Consider the following 17,600-nt stretch of genomic DNA (forward strand, 5'->3'; position numbering starts at 1 on the left):
GGGTCAGGCGGAGCGCGGCGCAACAGCCAGCGATGTGCCTTCGTCGTCTTGCGGCGATCTCGCCAGGATGCGCTTGCGGACTGCGTAGATGTTGTTGCGCAGCGCATAGAGCTCGTCCGCGTAGGACAGCGGCACCGCCACCTTGTTGACCACCCGGTCCAGATCGTCCAGCTCCTTGAGCAACGCCTCGGTCGTGCCTTTTCCGGATTCGAGCCGCGACTCGACATCGCGCAAGCGCGCATACCAACGGAAAACGCGGCGGCGCACCCGGAACTGATAGAGCGGGGGCACCACGCGGCTCAAGGGCAGCATCAACACCAGCAAGCCGCCCAGCACCAGCCACATCCGCTCGACCAGATTGCTGGCCCAGAAGGGGAGATAGCGCTGCCAGAACGGCGGCGTTCCGTTGATCGCGCGATCGCCCTCGGGGCTCACCGGCAGTTCGCTGGTGCGGGTGTTGGGGAAGTCGCGTGCACGGTTGAACCAGCCCGCGCCGCCGTGCAGGGTCTGCGCGCTTTGCGCGAACAGTTGCCGCAGCGCAGGATGCGTCTCCTCGCGCGCCAGCAACGACGTGGTCGCGGCAAGCAGCGACACGTCTTGCGACGGCAGATCGGACGCCAGGTCAACCACGCCGCGAGGCAAGGTCACAGGTTGCAGGAAGGCGAAGCGGCGCGAATAGGCATCGCTTTGCGCGAAATCCATCAGTTGGATGTCCGGCGCACGCAGCAGCCGCTGCACGAGCGGCGATTGGGGCGCCGAGGCCAGCACGATCACATCGAGCAGGCCGGCCTGCAGCGCCTCGGTGGCGGGCGTCTGTTCGAGGTTCGACAGCTCCAGGGTCGCCGAGTCCATGTGGTTGGCGCGGAACATCCTGTCCATGATGTCGGGCACGCCGCTGCCGGGCTTGTCGACATTGATGCGCAGCCCCTTGAGTTGCGTGAGCGATGTGAGCGTCGCGGTCTTGCGGTCGATCTTGCGCGCCGCGTCGGTGCGATAGAAGAACCAGAGTGGCTCGAAGAACAGGCTGCCGAGCGAGGTGAGGCCGGCCTCCTCATCCTTCACGGGATCGGCACTGCCGCCGCGCACGAACGCCACGTCGGCCCCACCGTTGCGCAGCAACTGCAGGTTGTCCAGGGAGCCGTCGGTCGGCTTGAGCACGACCTCGATGCCGTCGGTCTTCAACGCCGCAGCGTAGCGCTTGCCGAACTCTGCGTTGGCGCTGCCGGCGGGCCCGGTGGCGAGCGTCACTTGCTTGGGCGGTTGGGGCTGGAGCCACCAGTAGGCTGCGACCAGCAGTCCGATGACGAGGAAGATCACCGGTCCGGCGGAAGCGATCAAGTCACGGATGGAAAGAAGGAAAAGGCGTATGGCTTGAGGCATGCGGTGACGTGGAACGGGCTCTTGATCTTGTTTGCGAGTGGCGCGGCAGCGGCATTTTCATTTGCTTTTGAGCTGACCCTCGTTACAAAGCGCTTGCGAATGAGGTGTGGGCAAAGGCCCTAGCAAGGCTTTGCGCAGGAGTCAATACACCCGGCCGGTTATTGATGAAGGCCTCTGGGGCGCGCCCAATAGCGAACACGGCACAGCTCCATCCCGACTGACTCTCGCTCGACCCTCTGCCCGACCATGACGAACCTCAAGACCCGACTGGCCTTCCTGGGAAAGCTCCTCATGGCACTGCTTGCCCTGGCAGTGCTGCTGCTGATTGCCGGCCATCACCTGTTCTCGATCATCTCGCCGCTGAAACTGCTTCTGTACGCGGGCTTCGGCACCTTGCTGCTGATTGCCGTCGTTGCCGTCTCGGCGATGCTGGGCGCCCGCTGGGACCAACGGACTATGCCTCACGGCGGGGGCCTCGGGCCCAGATCCGCCGCGGAGGGAAAGTAGCTCTCGCCGATGCGGACTGAGCTCGCTGCGCGCACGGCGCGCAGCGTCGCGATCGCCACGACTTCGGCCGCCATCGTGCCCAACACCGTCATGCCCGGCGCATCGCCTTCGAGCGGCACGCGCCCGGTGGCGAGCGCAAAGAGCGTGTCACCGTCACTCATGGTGTGAACTGGATTGATGGCGCGTGCGAGACCGTCGTGCGCGACGCTGGCCAGCCGGTTGGCCTGCACTTTGGTGAGCACGGCATCGGTCGCGACCACGCCCAGCGTGGTGTTGGTTCCGGCCAGCAGCGGCTTGGGCAACTCCCCGCGAAGCAGTGCGCGGCGCGTGTCGAGCAAGGCCCTGCCGTCCTCGGTTCGGGCGCCGGCGATGACTTGCGCGGTGTCGGGGTCGATCACGTCGCCCAGCGCATTGCAGGCGATCAGCGCACCGACGGTGACCCCATTGACGGTGACCGATGCCGTGCCGATGCCACCCTTCATCGCCCGATGTACGCCAAACAGCTTGCCGACCAGCGCGCCGCTGCCTGCGCCCACGTTGCCTTCGGCCGGCGCTGCGGAAGATGCGGCTTCGCAGGCCGCATAGCCGGCGGCGGCATCAGGCCGGATGCGGGCGTCGCCGACCGGCAGGTCGAACAGCACGGCGGCTGGCACGATCGGTAGCGTGCCGTAGCGAACGTCCAGGCCGATGCCACGCTCCTCCAGCCAGCGCGTCGCGCCGTCGGCCGCCGCCAGGCCCCAGGCGCTGCCGCCCGCGAGCACCACCGCATGCACCTGCTGGACGAGGTTGCCGGGCGCAAGCAGATCGGTCTCGCGCGTGCCGGGCGCGGCACCGCGCACGTCGACGCCGGCAACCGCACCGCCGCGCGTGAGGACCACGGTGCAGCCGGTGGGGCGGCGAGGATCGCTGTAATGGCCGACTTCGATGCCGGCGACATCGGTGATGGCGCCCGCTCGCGCGGTGGCGGGGGTGCCGGGAAGAGGCTGATCGGACATCGAATGATTATGGCGGGCCGTTGCGCTTCGATCGCTGAGATGCCACGATCGACCAACCTTGAAGTCACTTGAAGATTCCGCCATGGCCAACGATCAGGGCTACCGCATCGGCGACGCCGCCGCCCGCAGCGGCGTGAGCGCCGCCAACATCCGCTACTACGAAAAGGAAGGCCTCATCGCGCCGCAGGCGCGCAGCGACAACAGCTACCGCATGTACAGCGACGCCGACGTGCACCGCCTGCGCTTCATCCGCCTGTGCCGTGCCATGGACATGTCGCTCGACGAGGTGCGCACCCTGCTGGCGCTCGACCTGCGCAGCAAGGCCGATTGCGATGCCGCCTGCGTGGCGCTCGATGCGCATCTGGGCCACGTGCGCGAACGCCTGCGCGAACTGCGCTCGCTGGAGAAGGATCTCATCGCGCTGCGCGACTGCTGCGACGGCACGGATGCGCAATGCCACATCATCGAGACGCTGCACGCCCGAGCCGACCGCCAGCCTCTCGCGAACCCGAGGCCCTCCAGAGCCGCGCGTCACGTCTGAGTTCGACCAGGCGCCCTCAGCGGCCGCGCGCAGGCAGCGGCACACCCCGCTCAGCCATCACGTCGCGCAGGATGGCCGGATCGTCGGTGATGAGGCCGTCCACGCCCCAATCCATGAGCCGCGCCATGTCAGCGCGCTCGTTCACGGTCCAGGGCAGCACGCGGAGGCCGAGCGCCTGCGCCTCCTTCACCAGGGCGGGCGTGAGATCGTCAAAGGACGGGGACCAGACCACGGGCGCCTTGCTGTCCCCGGACGCAGCCTTCACCAGCCGCGGAGCTGAGCCGAAGTCCTCGATACGCAGGCCCGAGGTCCAGCGGCTGTCCTTCAGCGTGCGCGGGCTCGTGAGGTAGGCGCGGGGCAGTTGAGGCGCCTGTTGACCGACCAGCGTGAGCGAGCGCCAGTCGAAGCTCTGGATGGTGACGCGCTGGGACATGCCGGCCTTGTCGATCTCCGTCAGCAGCGCGCGGACCATCTGCTCGGGCGAGGCGGTTTCGTCCGGCCGGGCCGGCTCCAGCTTGGTCTCGATGTTGAAGCGAACCTGGTCCGCACCCAGTTCACGCGTTCTTTCGAACAGCGCGGCCAAGGTCGGGATGCGCTCGCCATCGTTGGTCAACTGCTTCGGGAAGGCCTTGCCGTAGTTGCTTGCGGGGTCGATGCGGCCGACGTCGTAGGTCTGCAGTTGCGCGAGACGCAGCGATCGTATCGCCGGCCCCTTCGACGCCAGGAAGGCACCGCGTGCGTCGCGCGTGTGATCGGGGTTCAACACCGTGTCGTGCGAGATGACCACGACGTCGTCGGCCGTGAGTCCGATGTCGAGTTCGAGCGTGGTGACGCCGAGGCCGACCGCCTTGGAGAACGCGGCCAGCGTGTTTTCCGGCGCGAGGGCGCGGCCGCCGCGATGCGCTTGAAGGTCAATGGTCGGCTTGGCATCGCGCACGGGCGATGCACAGCCTGCGAACATCGACAGGCAAAGCAAGCAGGGCGCGAACCTCCAGTGTTTCATCCTCATTTGAGTTCTACGGTGATTCCGTCATCTTGCACCGTGATCGCACCGATCTCGTAGGTCTTGCGTCCCACGGTCAACTCTTCGGCCGTGAAGGTGCGCAACGCCTGGTCTCGCAGAAGCTCCTGTGCCACCACGGCGCCGATGTTCTGCAGGCGCTCTGCGTCGCGGCCCGTCACGCCCTGCAGTTCGAGCCGCTCCGCCTGCGGCCGGTCCAGCCGCAGGGCGCGAGTGGGTGCGTCGTACTTGAGCGCGCTGCTGACCGAGACGATGCCCTCAACCGTCTGCGGCTGCAACAACGGGCTCGAGATCGACAGCACCGCCGTGATCGCCGCGCGGTTGCTGCGCGCGTCCAGCCCCAACCGCGGATCGCGCAGGCCGACCGTGAAGATGTCCGCGTAGCGCTTCTGCACCGGAAAGCGCTTGGCGATCTGCGCCTGCAGTTCATCTCGGCTCGCGGTGTATTCGCTGGTGAAGAAGTTGAATCCGGCCAGCGCGGCGAACGGCGCGGGCATCGCGCACGTACCCAGCAGCGCGCGCAGGAGGGTACGGCGGGAGTGGAGGCGGAATCGAAGAGGAGAGCGGTTTCGCATACCGCTCGGAGCTTGCCACACGCCGGGGGTTCCCCGGCCGACGTCCGCTCAGTCGTGCAAGGACGAAAGGAACTGTTTCAGTTCCGCGGTCTGCGGATTGCCGAACAACTCGGCCGGCGGACCCATTTCGTGCACGCGGCCCTGGTGCATGAAGATCACGCGATCGCTCACCTTGCGCGCGAAGCTCATCTCGTGCGTCACCATCAGCAGCGTCATGCCTTCGTCGGCAAGCGACTCCACCACGCGAAGCACCTCGCCCACGAGTTCGGGGTCGAGCGCGGAGGTGATCTCGTCGCACAGCAGCACCGCCGGCTCCATCGCCAGCGCGCGGGCGATCGCCACCCGTTGCTGCTGGCCGCCGGAGAGCTGGTCGGGCATGGCGTCGAACTTCTCGGCCAGCCCGACGCGCGTGAGCAGCTTGCGAGCCTGCGATGCGGCCTCGACGCTGCCGCGCTTCTTGACCAATGTGGGCGCGAGCATCACATTGCGCCCGACCGTGAGGTGTGGGAACAGGTTGAAGCTCTGGAAGATCATGCCCACGTGCTGGCGCAGTTCGCGCATCGCCATCGCGCTCTCGTGCAGCAGCGGCTTGCCGTCCACCGTGAGCGAACCTTCCTGGAAGACTTCGAGCCCATTGATGCAACGCAGCAGCGTGCTCTTGCCCGAGCCGCTCTTGCCGATGATCGCGATCACCTCGCCGCGCTTGACCTCGAGGTCGATGCCCTTGAGCACCTCGTTGCTGCCATAGGACTTGCGCAGCGCGGTGATCCGCACGATCGGCGCCGCGAATGCGCTGGCGCTGGGGACGGGGGCTTCAGCGACGAGCGCCATGGATCTTCCTCTCGAGGTTCTTGGCGTACAGGCTCACGGGAAAGCACAGCACGAAATAGAGCAGGGCGACGCAGCTGAACACGACGAAGGGCTTGAAGGTCGCGTTCGAGATCATGCTGCCCGCCTTGGTGAGTTCGACGAAGCCGATGACCGAGGCCAGCGCCGTGCCCTTGATCACCTGCACCAGGAAGCCTACCGTCGGCGCCACGGCGATGCGCGTGGCCTGCGGCAGGATCACGTGGCGCATCTGCTCACTGAAGTTGAGCGCGAGACTGCCGGAAGCCTCCCACTGCCCCTTGGGAATGGAAGCCACGCACCCGCGCCAGATCTCGGTGAGAAATGCGCTCGTGTACAGCGTGAGCGCCACCGATGCGGCGGTCCACGCCGAAACGTCGATGCCGAAAAGCGCGATGCCGAAGTAGGCCAGGAAGAGCTGCATCAGCAGCGGCGTGCCCTGAAAGACCTGCACGTAGAGGCCGATCAGCCGTTGGGCCAAGCGGCCGCCGGACAGGCGCAGGAAAAGCAGCAGCCCTCCCACCACGCCGCCGCCGACGAAGGCGATCAGCGACAGCACGACGGTCCAGCGCAAGGCCAGCAGCAGGTTGCGCAGGATGTCCCAGAGGGAGAAGTCGGTCATGCGCGCCTCAGCGTCCGAAGAAATACCTGGGCCCTGCCCAGTTGAGCAGCCGGCGTGCGCCCACCGACAGCGCGAGGTAGATCAGCGTCGCGATGATGAAGGCCTCGAACGCGCGGAAGTTGCGGCTCTGGATCAGGTTCGCGGCATAGCTCAGTTCCTCGGTCGAGATCTGGCTGCAGACGGCCGAGCCCAGCATCACGATGATGATCTGGCTCACCATCGCGGGCCACACCTTCTTCATCGCTGGCGGTAGCACCACGCGCATGAACACCTGCACCTTGTTGAGCGCCAGGCTCACAGCCGCCTCGATCTGCCCGCGGGGCGTGGCCTCGATGCCGGCGCGGATGATCTCGGTCGCGTAGGCGCCGAGGTTCATCACCATCGCGATGATCGAAGCCACCTCCGGCGAGAGCTTGAAGCCCGCAGCCGGCAGCCCGAAGAAGATGAAGAACAGCTGCACGATGAAGGGCGTGTTGCGGATCAGCTCCACGTAGCTGCCCACGATCCAGCGCAGCCACGCAGGGCCGCTCGCGCGGGCCCATGCGCAGGCGACGCCGACGACCATGCCGATCACGGTCGCGATGGCGGTCAGGCCCAGCGTCCACAGCACGCCCCTGACGAGCAGGGGCCATTGGCCGAGGACGGCGCCGAAGTCAAATTCGATGCCCATGTCGATGGCTATCGCACGCTCAGACCGGCAGGTCGCCCGCGGGGCGGCCCAGCCATTTCTTCGCCATGGCGTCGAGCGTGCCGTCCTTCTTCGCGCCGGCAATGATGTCGTTGACCTTGGTCTTCAGCGCATCCTCGCCCTTGGCGATGCCGATGAAGCAGGGGCTGTCCTTGAGCAGCAGCTTGTATTCGGCGCCGAGCTGCGGGTTCTTCTGCATCATGTCGCCGGCGACGGCCGCGCTGGTGGCGATGGTCTGCGTCTGGCCCGCGACGAAGGCGGCGATGGTGGCGTTGTTGTCCTCGAAGCGCTTGTAGTCGACGTTGGACGGCGCCACCTTGGCCAGCTCCTGGTCTTCCATCGCGCCGCGTGTCACAGCCACGCTTTTGCCGCCCATGTCGGCAAAGCTTTTGATGGCAAGGTTCTTGGAGGCGTACACCGCCTGGAAGAAGGGTGCGTAGGCGGCCGAGAAATCGATCACCTTCTCGCGCTCGGCGTTCTTGCCGAGCGTGGAGATCACGAGGTCCGCCTTGCGCGTCTGCAGGTAGGGGATGCGGTTGGCGCTGGTCACGGGCACCAGCTCGACCTTGACGCCCAGCTTGCTCGCGATGAGCTGGGCCATCTCGACGTCGAGGCCTTGCGGCGTCATGGTCTTGTCGACCGAGCCGTAGGGCGGGTAGTCCGTCGGCACGGCAATCTTGATGGTCTTGGCCTTCAGGACGTTGTCGAGCGCATTCTGGGCGTGCGCGGCACCGACGCTGAACAGCGCGGCCGCGGCGAGGATCGACGCGAACTGGCGCTTGGAATACTTCATGGCAGGGCTCCTGGGTAAGTCGATGGTTGCTTCCACCGGCTGTACGCAAGAGCTGTGCCGGTTCAGTCCATCCGGGCGCCGGAGGCCTTGACCGCTTTCTCCCAACGGGGCGTTTCAGCGACCAGGAATTTCGCGAAGTCCTCGGAACCGAGGAAGGCAGGGTCAGCGCCTTGGCTCACCATGCGGTCGCGCACCTCGGGGCTGGTCAGCACCTGCTTGAACGCGTCGCTGAGCTTGGCGACCACGTCCTTCGGCGTGCCGGCGGGCGCGAGAAAGCCGTAGAACCCGACCACCTCGAAACCCTTGATGCCGGCCTCGATCACCGTCGGCACATCGGGGAGGGCGGGGTTGCGCGTCGCGCTGGTGACGGCCAGCGCACGGACCTTGCCTTGCTTGTGATAGTTGGCCGCCTGCGGAATCGATTCGGCCATGAACTGCACCTGCCCGCCCATCAAGTCGGTGAAGGCCGGCGCACTGCCGCGATAGGGGATGTGGACCATGAAGATGCCGGTCGCGTTCTTGAACATCTCCGGCACCAGGTGGCTGATGCCGCCGTTGCCGGCCGAGCCGTAGTTGATCTGGCCCGGCCGCGCGCGGGCGTAGTCGACGAATTGCTTGAGACTGGTCACCGGCAGCTTCGGCGTCACCAGCAGCGCGAGCGGCTGCATGGCGGTGCGGGCGATCGGCGTGAAGTCCTTGAGCGTGTTGTAAGGCAGCTTGGCGTAGAGCGCGCCGTTGATCACTGCCACGCCCGTGTTGGCCAGCATCAGCGTGTAGCCGTCCGCCGGGCTCTTGGCGACGGCCTCGGCGCCGACCGAGCCGCCTGCGCCGGGCTTGTAGTCGACGATCACGGGCTGGCCGAGCACGGCCTGCAGCTTGTCGGTCAGCAGGCGTGCGTGCTGGTCCAGCGGCCCTCCGGCAGGAAAGCCGATCACGACCTTGATCGGTTTTTCGGGAAAGGCGGCCATGGCTGTGGCGCAAGCCGCCAAGCACAGGACCGCCGCGATGCCTTTGCGGGCGATGTTCATGTTTGTCTCCTCGTTGAGCGAGGGATCATAAACAGCGCCTGCCTACGCGGCCCCGCGCTGGATTCAGCTCTTGAGCGTGGCCTTCAGCGTGATCTCGGGCACGCTGGCGAGCGCCTTCGACAGCGGGCAGCCGGCCTTCGCGCCGGCGGCGAGTTCCTGGAACTTCGCTTCGTCGATCCCCGGGATGCTGGCTTCGAGTTCGAGCTGGATGCGGTCGATCTTGAAACCGGGACCGTCCTTGGCGAGACGCACCGCCGCCTTGGTGTCGATCGAATTGGCGGTGAAGCCCGCGCCTTCGAGCGCGAAGGCGAACGCCATCGTCAGGCAGCCGGCGTGCGCCGCGCCCAGGATTTCTTCCGGGTTGGTGCCGCGCTTGTCGTCTTCGAAGCGGCTCGCGAATCCGTAGGGATAATCCTTGAGCGCGCCGGTCTCTGTGCTGATCTGGCCCTTGCCGGTCTTGCCGGCGCCTTCCCAGTGAACGCTCGCGTGCTTGTCTGCAGCCATGTGAACTCCTTGGTGAGTGGGTTGAACGGAGCCTGCCGTTGTACGGCATATCGGCGGCGCCGTCTGTCGGCCTTTGGTGCAACAAAGTGGTGACCCTGGCGGCCCTGGCGAGTCACCGATGTGACGGCTTCGGGGCTTCCCCGATGCAGGCGCCTCGCGGGGCGTCGTAGGCTCTCACGCTGTTTGGAGACTGTATGGATCGCCCGCACTACAAATTCTGGCCCCAGCGCCTGCCCCGTTCGATCACTGTGCCCGCCACCTCCCTGTGGCACAACCTCTCGACCGCTGCCGCACGCTACCCCGACAAGGCCGCGCTCGTCTTCTTCGGCAGCGAGATCACCTACCGCGAATTCGCCGCGCAGGCCGAGCGCCTCGCCGGCACGCTGCATGCACTGGGCGTCAAACGCGGCGACCGGGTGCTGCTCGACATGCAGAACTGCCCGCAACTCGTGATCGCGCATTTCGCGATCCTGCGCGCCAATGCCGTCGTCGTGCCGGTCAATCCGATGAATCGTGCCGAGGAACTGAAGCACTACATCACCGACCCGGATGCGAAGGTCGCGATCACGACCGGCGATCTGGCGTCCGAACTCGCCAAGGCCAGCAACGCGCTCGAGCCCAAGGACCGGCTCGCGCACATGATCGTCACCCAGTTCACCGACACCTTCGACGCCGAAGTGACCGGCGACGAGGCGCCCGCTGCGGCCTGGCGCGACTGGCTGCTGACGCGCCACCCCTTGCCCGCGCTCGAAGGCGGCGCCGTCATGGCGTGGACCGATGCGATGAATGCCGGGCACCCCGCGCCCGAGCACGTGGTCGGTGCCAACGACATGGCCTTGCTGCCCTACACCAGCGGCACCACCGGCCTGCCCAAGGGCTGCATCCACCACCATTCGAGCCTGATGCACAACGCCTTCGCCGGCCAGATCTGGGGCCTGGGCTCGTCGGAAGCCGTGGTGCTGGCGGTGGTGCCGATGTTCCACATCACAGGTGTGGTGAGCATGATGCACACGACGATCCTCATCGCGGGCACGCTGGTCATCATGCCGCGCTGGGACCGCGACGTCGCCGGACGGCTCATCTCGCGCCGCAAGGTCACGAGCTGGACCAACATCCCCACCATGGTCATCGACCTGATGGCCAGCCCGAACTTCGCGAACTACGACCTGAGCAGCCTCGCCTACATCGGCGGCGGCGGTGCGGCAATGCCGCAGGCCGTCGCACAGCGTCTGCTGGAGCAGTTCGGGCTGAAGTACCAGGAAGGCTACGGACTCACCGAAACCGCCGCGCCATCGCACGCCAATCCCTTCGAGAACCCCAAGCAGCAGTGCCTGGGCATTCCCTACATGAGCACCGATGCGCGCGTGGTCGACCCCGACACGCTGCAGGAAATGCCCATCGGCGAATCGGGCGAAATCATCATCCACGGCCCCGAAGTCTTCCAGGGCTACTGGAAGCGCCCCGACGCGACGGCCGCAGCCTTCGTCGAGTTCGAGGGCAAGCGCTTCTTCCGCTCGGGCGACATGGGCCGCATGGACGAGGACGGCTACTTCTTCATGACCGACCGCCTCAAGCGCATGATCAATGCGAGCGGCTTCAAGGTCTGGCCGGCCGAGGTCGAACTGCTGATGTTCCGCCACCCCGCAATCCAGGAGGCCTGCGTGATCGCGATGAAGGACGCCTATCGCGGCGAATCGGTCAAGGCCGTGGTCGTGCTGCGCCCGACGCACAAGGACACGACCGAGCAGCAGATCATCGACTGGTGCCGCGAGAACATGGCGGTCTACAAGATCCCGCGCGCGGTGCAGTTCGTCGATGCCTTGCCCAAGAGCGGCAGCGGCAAGGTGATGTGGCGGCTGCTGCAGGAGGCGGAGAGCAAGCCCTGACGGGACCCGGCGCGAGAGCCTCGCGCCGTCAGCTTTCCAATCGCGGGCCCGCGTAACCGAGCTTCGCGCTGGTGGCCTGCGCTTCACGTCGAACAGCCGTCGCGATCGGGCCGTTCACGGACGGATCGAAGCCACCACTGGCGCCAAGGGCAGTGATCACGGCGCACACCCGGCCGGTGAAGTCGAACACGGGGGCGGCCACGGCGCTGATGCCGCGCAGGTAGACGTCCTTCACGACGGCACAGCCGGCAGCACGGACTTCGCTCTGCAGGCTGTCGATCGGATTCGGCATGGGCAGCAGGGCGAGCATGTCGGGTGTCGCGGCGGCCAGCTCTTCTTCCGCCAGGGTCCGCACGCGGGCCTCGTCCAGCAGCCCCAGGAAGACCCGGCCGGTCGCTGACCAGACCAGCGACATCACCGAGCCGGCGCGCACATTGACCGTCACGGGCAAGCCAGGCTCCTCGAAACGCATGATGGTGGGCCCCTTGTTGCCCATGAGAGCCACAAAGCAGGTGATCTCCAGGCTTTCCCGCAGTCGGACCAGCGCCGGTTCGGCGAGGCGGATGGGCTCGGCCTGGCGCATCGCCGTCAAGCCAATCTGGATCAGCTCGGGTCCAAGGAAATAGCGCTGGGAGCTTGCGTCCTGGTCGACCAGACCCTCCTGGATCAGGCTCGCCAGGTAGCGATGCACCTTGGCCGGGCTTTCCCCCACCTGCGCGGCCAGCGCGGACAGGCCCGCACTGCCGCCCATGCCCGACAAGGTCTTGAGCACGGCCATGCCCGTTTCTGCGGACTGGACGCGCTGCCGGCGCTCCAGCACTCGCGGGGCGGCGGCGTCTAGCGCTGGATCGGGCTTCTTGGTCTTGCTCATGGCGTTTGATCCTAATGAGGGGAAGCGGGGCGGTAGAAACCCCATGTTTTGATTACGCATAGCGTATAACAATTACGCAAATCACTCCTAAGGATCGACCCGATGAAGAAGCTTCTTGTCGCGACGCTGCTGGCGTTGCCCGTCCTGCACCTGCCCGCGCTCGCGCAACAGGCCCCGGGGACCTTTCCGACCAAGCCGGTCCGATGGGTCGTTCCCTATGCGGCGGGTGGCGGCTCCGACTTCCTCGCGCGCACCATCGGGCAGACCTGGTCGACGCAGGCGGGCCAGCCGGTCCTGGTCGACAACAAGCCCGGCGGCAACACGGCGCTCGGTGCTGCCGAGGTCGCGCGCGCCGCGGCGGATGGCTACACGGTGCTGTCGGCAGACAACGGCACGCTGGTCTTCAATCCGGTGCTCTACAAGGCGCTCAGCTACAGCCCTACCAAGGACCTTGCACCCGTCACGCTGATGGGGCGCTTTCCGATGATCCTGGTCGTCGGTCCTGGCATCGAGGTCAAGGACGCCAAGGATTTCATCGCCCAGGCCAAGGCCAAGTCCGGCGGCTTCAACTACGGTTCGGCCGGAGCGGGAAGTCCTCACCATCTGGCGATGGAACTGCTGAAGTCTGAGGCCGGCATCGAGATGGTCCATGCACCGTATCGCGGCGCCGCGCCGGCCTTGGCCGACGTGGCCGGCGGCCAGATCCCGGCCATGATGGTCGACCTGGCCGCAGGCGCCGGCTTCATCAAGGGCGGCAAGGTCAAGGCGCTGGCCGTGGCAAACGCGACCCGGCTGCCGCAGTTGCCGGACGTGCCGACCTTCGCTGAACTGGGCTACAAGAATGTCGAAGCGGCGGCGCTCGTCGGCATGGTGGTGCCCGCAGGCACGCCGCCCGCGACCATCGCCGCGATCAACAAGCAGGTCGTCGAGGCGATCCACGACCCGGCCGTCACCAAGCGGCTGGTCGACTTCGGTGTCGAGCCGGTCGGCAACACGCCGGCGCAGTTCGCGGAGTTGCTGAAGGCCGAGACCATCAAGTGGCAGAAGCTCATCCGTGACCTGAAGATCTCGCTGGACTGAGGAGGCGCCGCCATGAGCAGTGTGGAAGTCCCGCGTCGAACGACCGGTTGCCCCGTGGCGCATGGTGCGCTGTCCGCCGAGCGCACGCCGACCGGTTGCCCGGTCAGCCTGCGCGCCGCCGACTTCGACCCCTTCGAGGACGGCTACCAGCAGGACCCGCCCGAGTACGTGCGATGGGCGCGCGAGAAGGAGCCGATCTTCTGGAGCCCGAAGCTCGGCTACTGGGTGGTCACGCGCTATGACGACATCAAGGCGATCTTTCGCGACAACATCACCTTCAGCCCGTCCATCGCGCTCGAAAAGATCACGCCGACCGGCGATGAGGCGAACGCGGTGCTCGCGTCCTACGGCTTCGCGCTGAACCGCACGCTGGTCAACGAGGACGAGCCGGCGCACATGCCGCGCCGCCGCGCGTTGATGGACCCGTTCACGCCCGAGGAACTCAAGCACCACGAACCGATGGTGCGACAGCTCGCGCGCGAGTACGTCGACCGCTTCATCGACGACGGCCGCGCCGACCTCGTCGACCAGATGCTCTGGGAAGTCCCCCTGACCGTGGCCCTGCATTTCCTCGGCGTGCCCGAAGAAGACATGGAGACGCTGCGCAAGTACTCGATCGCGCACACGGTCAACACGTGGGGCCGGCCGAAGCCGGAAGAGCAGGTGGCGGTGGCCCATGCCGTCGGCAACTTCTGGCAGTTCGCCGGCCAGGTGCTCGACAAGATGCGCCAGGACCCGGAGGGCGGCGGCTGGATGCAGTACGGGTTGCGCAAGCAGCGCGAGTTGCCCGACGTCGTCACGGATTCGTACCTGCACTCGATGATGATGGCCGGCATCGTCGCGGCCCACGAGACCACGGCCAACGCTACCGCCAACGCGATGAAGTTGCTGCTGCAGCACCCCGACGCCTGGCGCGACATCTGCGAAGACCCGAGCCTGATCCCCAACGCGGTCGAGGAATGCCTGCGGCACAACGGCTCGGTCGCGGCATGGCGCCGCATCGTGACAGCCGATGCGCAGGTGGGCGGCGTCGATCTTCCTGCCGGCTCGAAGCTGCTGATCGTCACCTCGTCGGCCAATCATGACCAGGCCCATTTCGCGGACGCCGACCTGTTCGACATCCGGCGCGACAACGCGAGCGACCATCTCACCTTCGGCTACGGCTCGCATCAGTGCATGGGCAAGAACCTGGCGCGCATGGAGATGCAGATCTTCCTGGAGGAGTTCACGCGCCGGCTGCCGCACATGCGCCTGTCGCCGCAAGAGTTCTCGTACGTGCCCAACACCTCGTTCCGGGGGCCGGAGCATCTGTGGGTCGAATGGGAGCCGGCCCACAACCCCGAGCGCACACAGGCCGCGCTGCGCCATCCCGAGGTCGCCGTGCCCGTGCGGCTCGGCGAACCCTCGAAGGGCGCGATCACGCGGCCGGTGGTTGTCGAGAGCGTCACCCGGGTGGCGGACGGCATCGTCAAGCTCCGCCTCGTCGCGCCGGACGGACGGCCGATGCCGCGCTGGACACCGGGTTCGCACATCGACATCGAGTGCGGCCATCCTGAACGCTCGCGGCAGTACTCGCTGTGTGGAGACGTCGACGACGTGAATGCGCTGGAGATCGCGGTGCTGCGCGAGGCCGACGGTCGCGGCGGCTCCGCGTGGGTGCATTCGAACGTGAAGGCCGGCGACAAGCTCAAGATCCGGGGCCCGCGCAACCACTTCCACCTGGACGAGTCGGCGAAGAAGGTGATCTTCATCGCAGGGGGCATCGGCATCACGCCCGTGAGTGCCATGGCCAGACGCGCAAAGGCTCTGGGCATCGACTACGCGCTGCACTACAGCGGGCGCTCGCGCGCCAGCATGGCTTTGGTCGACGATCTGGCTGACATGCATGGCGAGCGATTGGTCGTCTACGCCGGCGACCAAGGCCGGCGCAATGACCTGGCGGCGCTGCTCGCCACGCCCGAACCCGGTACCCAGGTCTACGCCTGCGGGCCGGTACGCATGCTGTCGGCACTGGAGGCGCACTGCGCAGCGTGGCCCGAGGACGCGCTGCATGTCGAGCATTTCGAGTCGACCCTCCGAACCCTGGACCCCTCGCGCGAACACGCCTTCGACGTCGAGTTGAAGGATTCGGGCATCGTCGTGCACGTACCGGCCGACCAGACCGTGCTGAGCGCTCTGCGCGCGGCCAACATCGACGTGCAGAGCGATTGCGAGGAGGGGCTCTGCGGATCGTGCGAGGTGCGCGTGCTGGCGGGCAAGGTCGACCACCGCGACGTCGTGCTCACGCGCGCCGAACGCGAGGCCGACACGAAGATGATGACGTGCTGCTCGCGCGCCTGCAGTGGTGGCGGCAGGCTGGTCCTGGAACTGTGATCGGCCGATCCGCAGGCTAGCCGCTGAATTCGACCTCGGCCTCGATCTCGACCGGAATGTCGAAGGGCAGTTCCGCCAGCCCGACCGCGCTGCGCGCATGGGCGCCGATTTCGGGGCCGTAGAGCTGGATGATCAGGTCCGAGAACCCGTTGATCACGGCCGGCATCCGATGGAAGCCCGGCGCCGCGTTGACCATGCCGAACACGCGCACCCAGGCCGTGACGTGGTCCAGGTCGCCGATGGCGCGCTGCAGGCTCGCAAGCATGCCGAGGGCGGCGAGCCTGGCTGCCTGATAGCCCTGCTCGATCGTGAGTTCGCGCCCGACCTTGCCGAGCGGCTGGGCGAGCGTTCCGTCGCTGTTCTGCGGTCCATGGCCCGAGATCAACGCCCGCTGGCCCGAGAGGCGCACCCAAGGAAAGGGCAACGACACGCCCGGCGGCATCGCGATGGGCGGAGGCAGCACCAGTCCCAGCGATTGGAGTTTGCTTTCGATGCGATTCATGACTCACCTCGCGCCCTGACATCCGCGACCACACGCGCATACCGCTGAAAGCTCCAGTACGCGCTGGCCCAATCCATCAGCACCACGATGCGGTTGCGAAAGCCGATCAGGAAATAGACGTGCGCGAACAGCCAGAAGAGCCACGCCATGCGCCCCGAGAAGCGAAGGGGGCCGAAGGGCGTGCCCAGGTCGACGACAGCCGAATTGCGGCCGATCGTCGCCAGGTTGCCGTAGTCGCGATAGCGGAAGGGCTCGGTCGGCTGGCCCGCGATGCGGCGCAGGATGTTGTCCGCGGCGGCGCGTCCCATCTGCTTGGCGCCGGGCGAAACGCCGGGCACCGGCTTGGGCTCCTTGCCGGGACGGTGGCTCAGCGCGGCCGCGAGATCGCCCACGACGCTGATGTCCGGATGACCCGGCAGGCTGAGGTCCGCGAGCACCTTGACGCGGCCGGCGCGGTCCGTCTCCACGCCGATCGCATCGGCGAGCAGGCGACCCAGCGGCGAGGCGGCGACGCCCGCCGCCCAGACCACGCAATTGCATTCGATGCGGTGGCTGCCCACGCCTGCGCCGCCATCACTGAAAGGCGATTCGACCTGCAGGCCGGTCGCATCGACGGATGTCACCCGTGCGTTGAGGCGCACCTGCACGCCGAGCTTCTGCAACTGATCCTGCGCGCGCTGGCTGAGCGACTCGGGCATGGCTTGCAGCACGCGCGGGCCGCCCTCGATCAGCAGCACCTCGGCGCTGCTCGGGTCGATGTGGCGGAACTCGCCTTCGAGAGTGTGGCGGGCGATCTCGGCGAGCGTGCCGGCCATCTCCACGCCGGTCGGGCCGGCGCCGATCACGGCAAAGGTCAGCAAGGCTCGCCGGCGTGCCGGGTCTGACTCGATCTCGGCCGCCTCGAAGCTCAGGAGGATGCGGCGGCGGATCTCGAAGGCATCGGCCAGCGTCTTGAGGCCGGGCGCCATCCGCGCCCAGTCGTCGTGGCCGAAATAGCTGTGCGTCGCGCCGGCGGCGAGGATCAGGTGGTCCCAGACGAGGTGGGCGCCGTCGGCCAGGCGCACTTCGCGTGCCACAGGGTCGATCTGCGTCACTTCGCCGAGCAAGGTTGTGACATTGGGTTGCCGCCGAAACAAGAGCCGCACCGGTGCTGCGATCGACGGCGCGGCGAGGCCTGCGGTCGCAACCTGGTAAAGGAGGGGCTGGAACAGGTGGTGGTTGGTCTTGTCGATCAACGTGATGTCGACGTCCGCGCGCTGCAGCCTGCGTGCGGCCTCCAGTCCGCCGAACCCGCAGCCGACGATGACGATGTGGGGCCGGCCTGTTTTGCTCATTCGCCGGATGATACGCAGGGCCTTGGCACGCGCGAGCGACTTGTGCCAAAGTGT

Annotated in this window: 18 protein-coding genes; 5 read left to right on the forward strand and 13 right to left on the reverse strand. The window is 66.9% G+C overall.

Going from position 1 to position 17,600, the window contains the following annotated elements; all coding sequences use genetic code 11:
- Positions 1 to 3: 3 nt before the first annotated feature.
- On the reverse strand, positions 4 to 1,380 hold the full coding sequence (locus tag QTI24_RS25975; RefSeq protein WP_286604289.1) for a TAXI family TRAP transporter solute-binding subunit: 1,377 nt from the start codon (positions 1,378 to 1,380) through the stop codon (positions 4 to 6).
- 291 nt (positions 1,381 to 1,671) lie between these two features.
- On the opposite strand from QTI24_RS25975, the gene QTI24_RS25980 reads away from it, so the two are divergent.
- On the forward strand, positions 1,672 to 1,887 hold the full coding sequence (locus QTI24_RS25980) for a hypothetical protein (RefSeq protein ID WP_286604291.1): 216 nt from the start codon (positions 1,672 to 1,674) through the stop codon (positions 1,885 to 1,887).
- Here the strand turns inward: QTI24_RS25980 and QTI24_RS25985 are convergent.
- Positions 1,842 to 2,882, reverse strand: coding sequence for a P1 family peptidase (locus tag QTI24_RS25985; protein ID WP_286604293.1), 1,041 nt, complete (start codon positions 2,880 to 2,882; stop codon positions 1,842 to 1,844). The genes QTI24_RS25980 and QTI24_RS25985 overlap by 46 nt on opposite strands.
- A gap of 82 nt (positions 2,883 to 2,964) precedes the next feature.
- On the opposite strand from QTI24_RS25985, the gene QTI24_RS25990 reads away from it, so the two are divergent.
- Positions 2,965 to 3,423: a Cd(II)/Pb(II)-responsive transcriptional regulator gene (locus QTI24_RS25990; protein WP_286604294.1), complete on the forward strand. Its 459-nt coding sequence runs from the start codon at positions 2,965 to 2,967 to the stop codon at positions 3,421 to 3,423.
- Positions 3,424 to 3,439: 16 nt separating this feature from the next.
- On the opposite strand, the gene QTI24_RS25995 is transcribed toward QTI24_RS25990, so the two are convergent.
- The 8 genes from QTI24_RS25995 to QTI24_RS26030 form a co-directional block, all read right to left on the reverse strand.
- Positions 3,440 to 4,426: a glycerophosphodiester phosphodiesterase gene (locus tag QTI24_RS25995; RefSeq protein ID WP_286604295.1), complete on the reverse strand. Its 987-nt coding sequence runs from the start codon at positions 4,424 to 4,426 to the stop codon at positions 3,440 to 3,442.
- Positions 4,427 to 4,428: 2 nt separating this feature from the next.
- A complete protein-coding gene (locus QTI24_RS26000) occupies positions 4,429 to 4,941 on the reverse strand; it encodes a YceB family lipoprotein (RefSeq protein ID WP_286604296.1) in 513 nt (170 codons plus the stop codon).
- Between the two features lie 126 nt (positions 4,942 to 5,067).
- Entirely contained in the window at positions 5,068 to 5,850 is a 783-nt protein-coding gene (locus QTI24_RS26005; protein WP_286604297.1) for an amino acid ABC transporter ATP-binding protein, read from the reverse strand.
- Entirely contained in the window at positions 5,834 to 6,487 is a 654-nt protein-coding gene (locus QTI24_RS26010; RefSeq protein ID WP_286604299.1) for an amino acid ABC transporter permease, read from the reverse strand. Before QTI24_RS26010 ends, QTI24_RS26005 begins: the two co-directional genes overlap by 17 nt.
- Before the next feature lie 7 nt (positions 6,488 to 6,494).
- Positions 6,495 to 7,157, reverse strand: coding sequence for an amino acid ABC transporter permease (locus tag QTI24_RS26015; protein ID WP_286604300.1), 663 nt, complete (start codon positions 7,155 to 7,157; stop codon positions 6,495 to 6,497).
- Between the two features lie 19 nt (positions 7,158 to 7,176).
- On the reverse strand, positions 7,177 to 7,968 hold the full coding sequence (locus QTI24_RS26020) for a transporter substrate-binding domain-containing protein (protein WP_286604301.1): 792 nt from the start codon (positions 7,966 to 7,968) through the stop codon (positions 7,177 to 7,179).
- A gap of 62 nt (positions 7,969 to 8,030) precedes the next feature.
- The gene (locus tag QTI24_RS26025) at positions 8,031 to 8,996 is read right to left on the reverse strand and encodes a Bug family tripartite tricarboxylate transporter substrate binding protein (RefSeq protein ID WP_503011314.1); all 966 of its coding nucleotides are present in this window, start codon (positions 8,994 to 8,996) and stop codon (positions 8,031 to 8,033) included.
- Positions 8,997 to 9,059: 63 nt separating this feature from the next.
- The gene (locus tag QTI24_RS26030; protein ID WP_286604302.1) at positions 9,060 to 9,500 is read right to left on the reverse strand and encodes an OsmC family protein; all 441 of its coding nucleotides are present in this window, start codon (positions 9,498 to 9,500) and stop codon (positions 9,060 to 9,062) included.
- Between the two features lie 194 nt (positions 9,501 to 9,694).
- On the opposite strand from QTI24_RS26030, the gene QTI24_RS26035 reads away from it, so the two are divergent.
- The gene (locus tag QTI24_RS26035) at positions 9,695 to 11,386 is read left to right on the forward strand and encodes a long-chain fatty acid--CoA ligase (protein WP_286604303.1); all 1,692 of its coding nucleotides are present in this window, start codon (positions 9,695 to 9,697) and stop codon (positions 11,384 to 11,386) included.
- Positions 11,387 to 11,414: 28 nt separating this feature from the next.
- On the opposite strand, the gene QTI24_RS26040 is transcribed toward QTI24_RS26035, so the two are convergent.
- Positions 11,415 to 12,257 (reverse strand): IclR family transcriptional regulator, encoded by an 843-nt coding sequence (locus QTI24_RS26040; protein ID WP_286604304.1) that lies wholly within the window; start codon positions 12,255 to 12,257, stop codon positions 11,415 to 11,417.
- 102 nt (positions 12,258 to 12,359) lie between these two features.
- Between QTI24_RS26040 and QTI24_RS26045 the strand changes: the two genes are divergently transcribed.
- Positions 12,360 to 13,337 (forward strand): Bug family tripartite tricarboxylate transporter substrate binding protein, encoded by a 978-nt coding sequence (locus QTI24_RS26045; protein WP_286604305.1) that lies wholly within the window; start codon positions 12,360 to 12,362, stop codon positions 13,335 to 13,337.
- Positions 13,338 to 13,349: 12 nt separating this feature from the next.
- Positions 13,350 to 15,710, forward strand: coding sequence for a cytochrome P450/oxidoreductase (locus QTI24_RS26050; protein ID WP_286604306.1), 2,361 nt, complete (start codon positions 13,350 to 13,352; stop codon positions 15,708 to 15,710).
- A 16-nt stretch (positions 15,711 to 15,726) separates the two neighbouring features.
- Here QTI24_RS26050 and QTI24_RS26055 read toward each other — a convergent pair whose 3' ends face one another.
- The gene (locus tag QTI24_RS26055) at positions 15,727 to 16,212 is read right to left on the reverse strand and encodes a RidA family protein (protein WP_286604308.1); all 486 of its coding nucleotides are present in this window, start codon (positions 16,210 to 16,212) and stop codon (positions 15,727 to 15,729) included.
- Positions 16,209 to 17,546, reverse strand: coding sequence for an NAD(P)/FAD-dependent oxidoreductase (locus QTI24_RS26060; protein ID WP_503011315.1), 1,338 nt, complete (start codon positions 17,544 to 17,546; stop codon positions 16,209 to 16,211). Before QTI24_RS26060 ends, QTI24_RS26055 begins: the two co-directional genes overlap by 4 nt.
- Positions 17,547 to 17,600: the final 54 nt, after the last annotated feature.

Origin of the sequence: Variovorax sp. J22P240, from assembly GCF_030316855.1 — a bacterium.
Taxonomy (GTDB): Bacteria; Pseudomonadota; Gammaproteobacteria; order Burkholderiales; family Burkholderiaceae_C; genus Variovorax.

Coding starts and splice junctions, on each gene's coding strand:
- QTI24_RS26045 (WP_286604305.1), top strand. CDS start 12,360: ATGAAGAAGCTTCTTGTCGCGACGCTGCTGGCGTTGCCCGTCCTGCAC.
- QTI24_RS26050 (WP_286604306.1), top strand. CDS start 13,350: ATGAGCAGTGTGGAAGTCCCGCGTCGAACGACCGGTTGCCCCGTGGCG.
- QTI24_RS26010 (WP_286604299.1), bottom strand. CDS start 6,487: ATGACCGACTTCTCCCTCTGGGACATCCTGCGCAACCTGCTGCTGGCC.
- QTI24_RS26025 (WP_503011314.1), bottom strand. CDS start 8,996: ATGAACATCGCCCGCAAAGGCATCGCGGCGGTCCTGTGCTTGGCGGCT.
- QTI24_RS26015 (WP_286604300.1), bottom strand. CDS start 7,157: ATGGGCATCGAATTTGACTTCGGCGCCGTCCTCGGCCAATGGCCCCTG.
- QTI24_RS26005 (WP_286604297.1), bottom strand. CDS start 5,850: ATGGCGCTCGTCGCTGAAGCCCCCGTCCCCAGCGCCAGCGCATTCGCG.
- QTI24_RS25985 (WP_286604293.1), bottom strand. CDS start 2,882: ATGTCCGATCAGCCTCTTCCCGGCACCCCCGCCACCGCGCGAGCGGGC.
- QTI24_RS26020 (WP_286604301.1), bottom strand. CDS start 7,968: ATGAAGTATTCCAAGCGCCAGTTCGCGTCGATCCTCGCCGCGGCCGCG.
- QTI24_RS26000 (WP_286604296.1), bottom strand. CDS start 4,941: ATGCCCGCGCCGTTCGCCGCGCTGGCCGGATTCAACTTCTTCACCAGC.
- QTI24_RS26030 (WP_286604302.1), bottom strand. CDS start 9,500: ATGGCTGCAGACAAGCACGCGAGCGTTCACTGGGAAGGCGCCGGCAAG.
- QTI24_RS25990 (WP_286604294.1), top strand. CDS start 2,965: ATGGCCAACGATCAGGGCTACCGCATCGGCGACGCCGCCGCCCGCAGC.
- QTI24_RS26055 (WP_286604308.1), bottom strand. CDS start 16,212: ATGAATCGCATCGAAAGCAAACTCCAATCGCTGGGACTGGTGCTGCCT.
- QTI24_RS25975 (WP_286604289.1), bottom strand. CDS start 1,380: ATGCCTCAAGCCATACGCCTTTTCCTTCTTTCCATCCGTGACTTGATC.
- QTI24_RS26035 (WP_286604303.1), top strand. CDS start 9,695: ATGGATCGCCCGCACTACAAATTCTGGCCCCAGCGCCTGCCCCGTTCG.
- QTI24_RS26040 (WP_286604304.1), bottom strand. CDS start 12,257: ATGAGCAAGACCAAGAAGCCCGATCCAGCGCTAGACGCCGCCGCCCCG.
- QTI24_RS26060 (WP_503011315.1), bottom strand. CDS start 17,546: ATGAGCAAAACAGGCCGGCCCCACATCGTCATCGTCGGCTGCGGGTTC.
- QTI24_RS25980 (WP_286604291.1), top strand. CDS start 1,672: ATGGCACTGCTTGCCCTGGCAGTGCTGCTGCTGATTGCCGGCCATCAC.
- QTI24_RS25995 (WP_286604295.1), bottom strand. CDS start 4,426: ATGAAACACTGGAGGTTCGCGCCCTGCTTGCTTTGCCTGTCGATGTTC.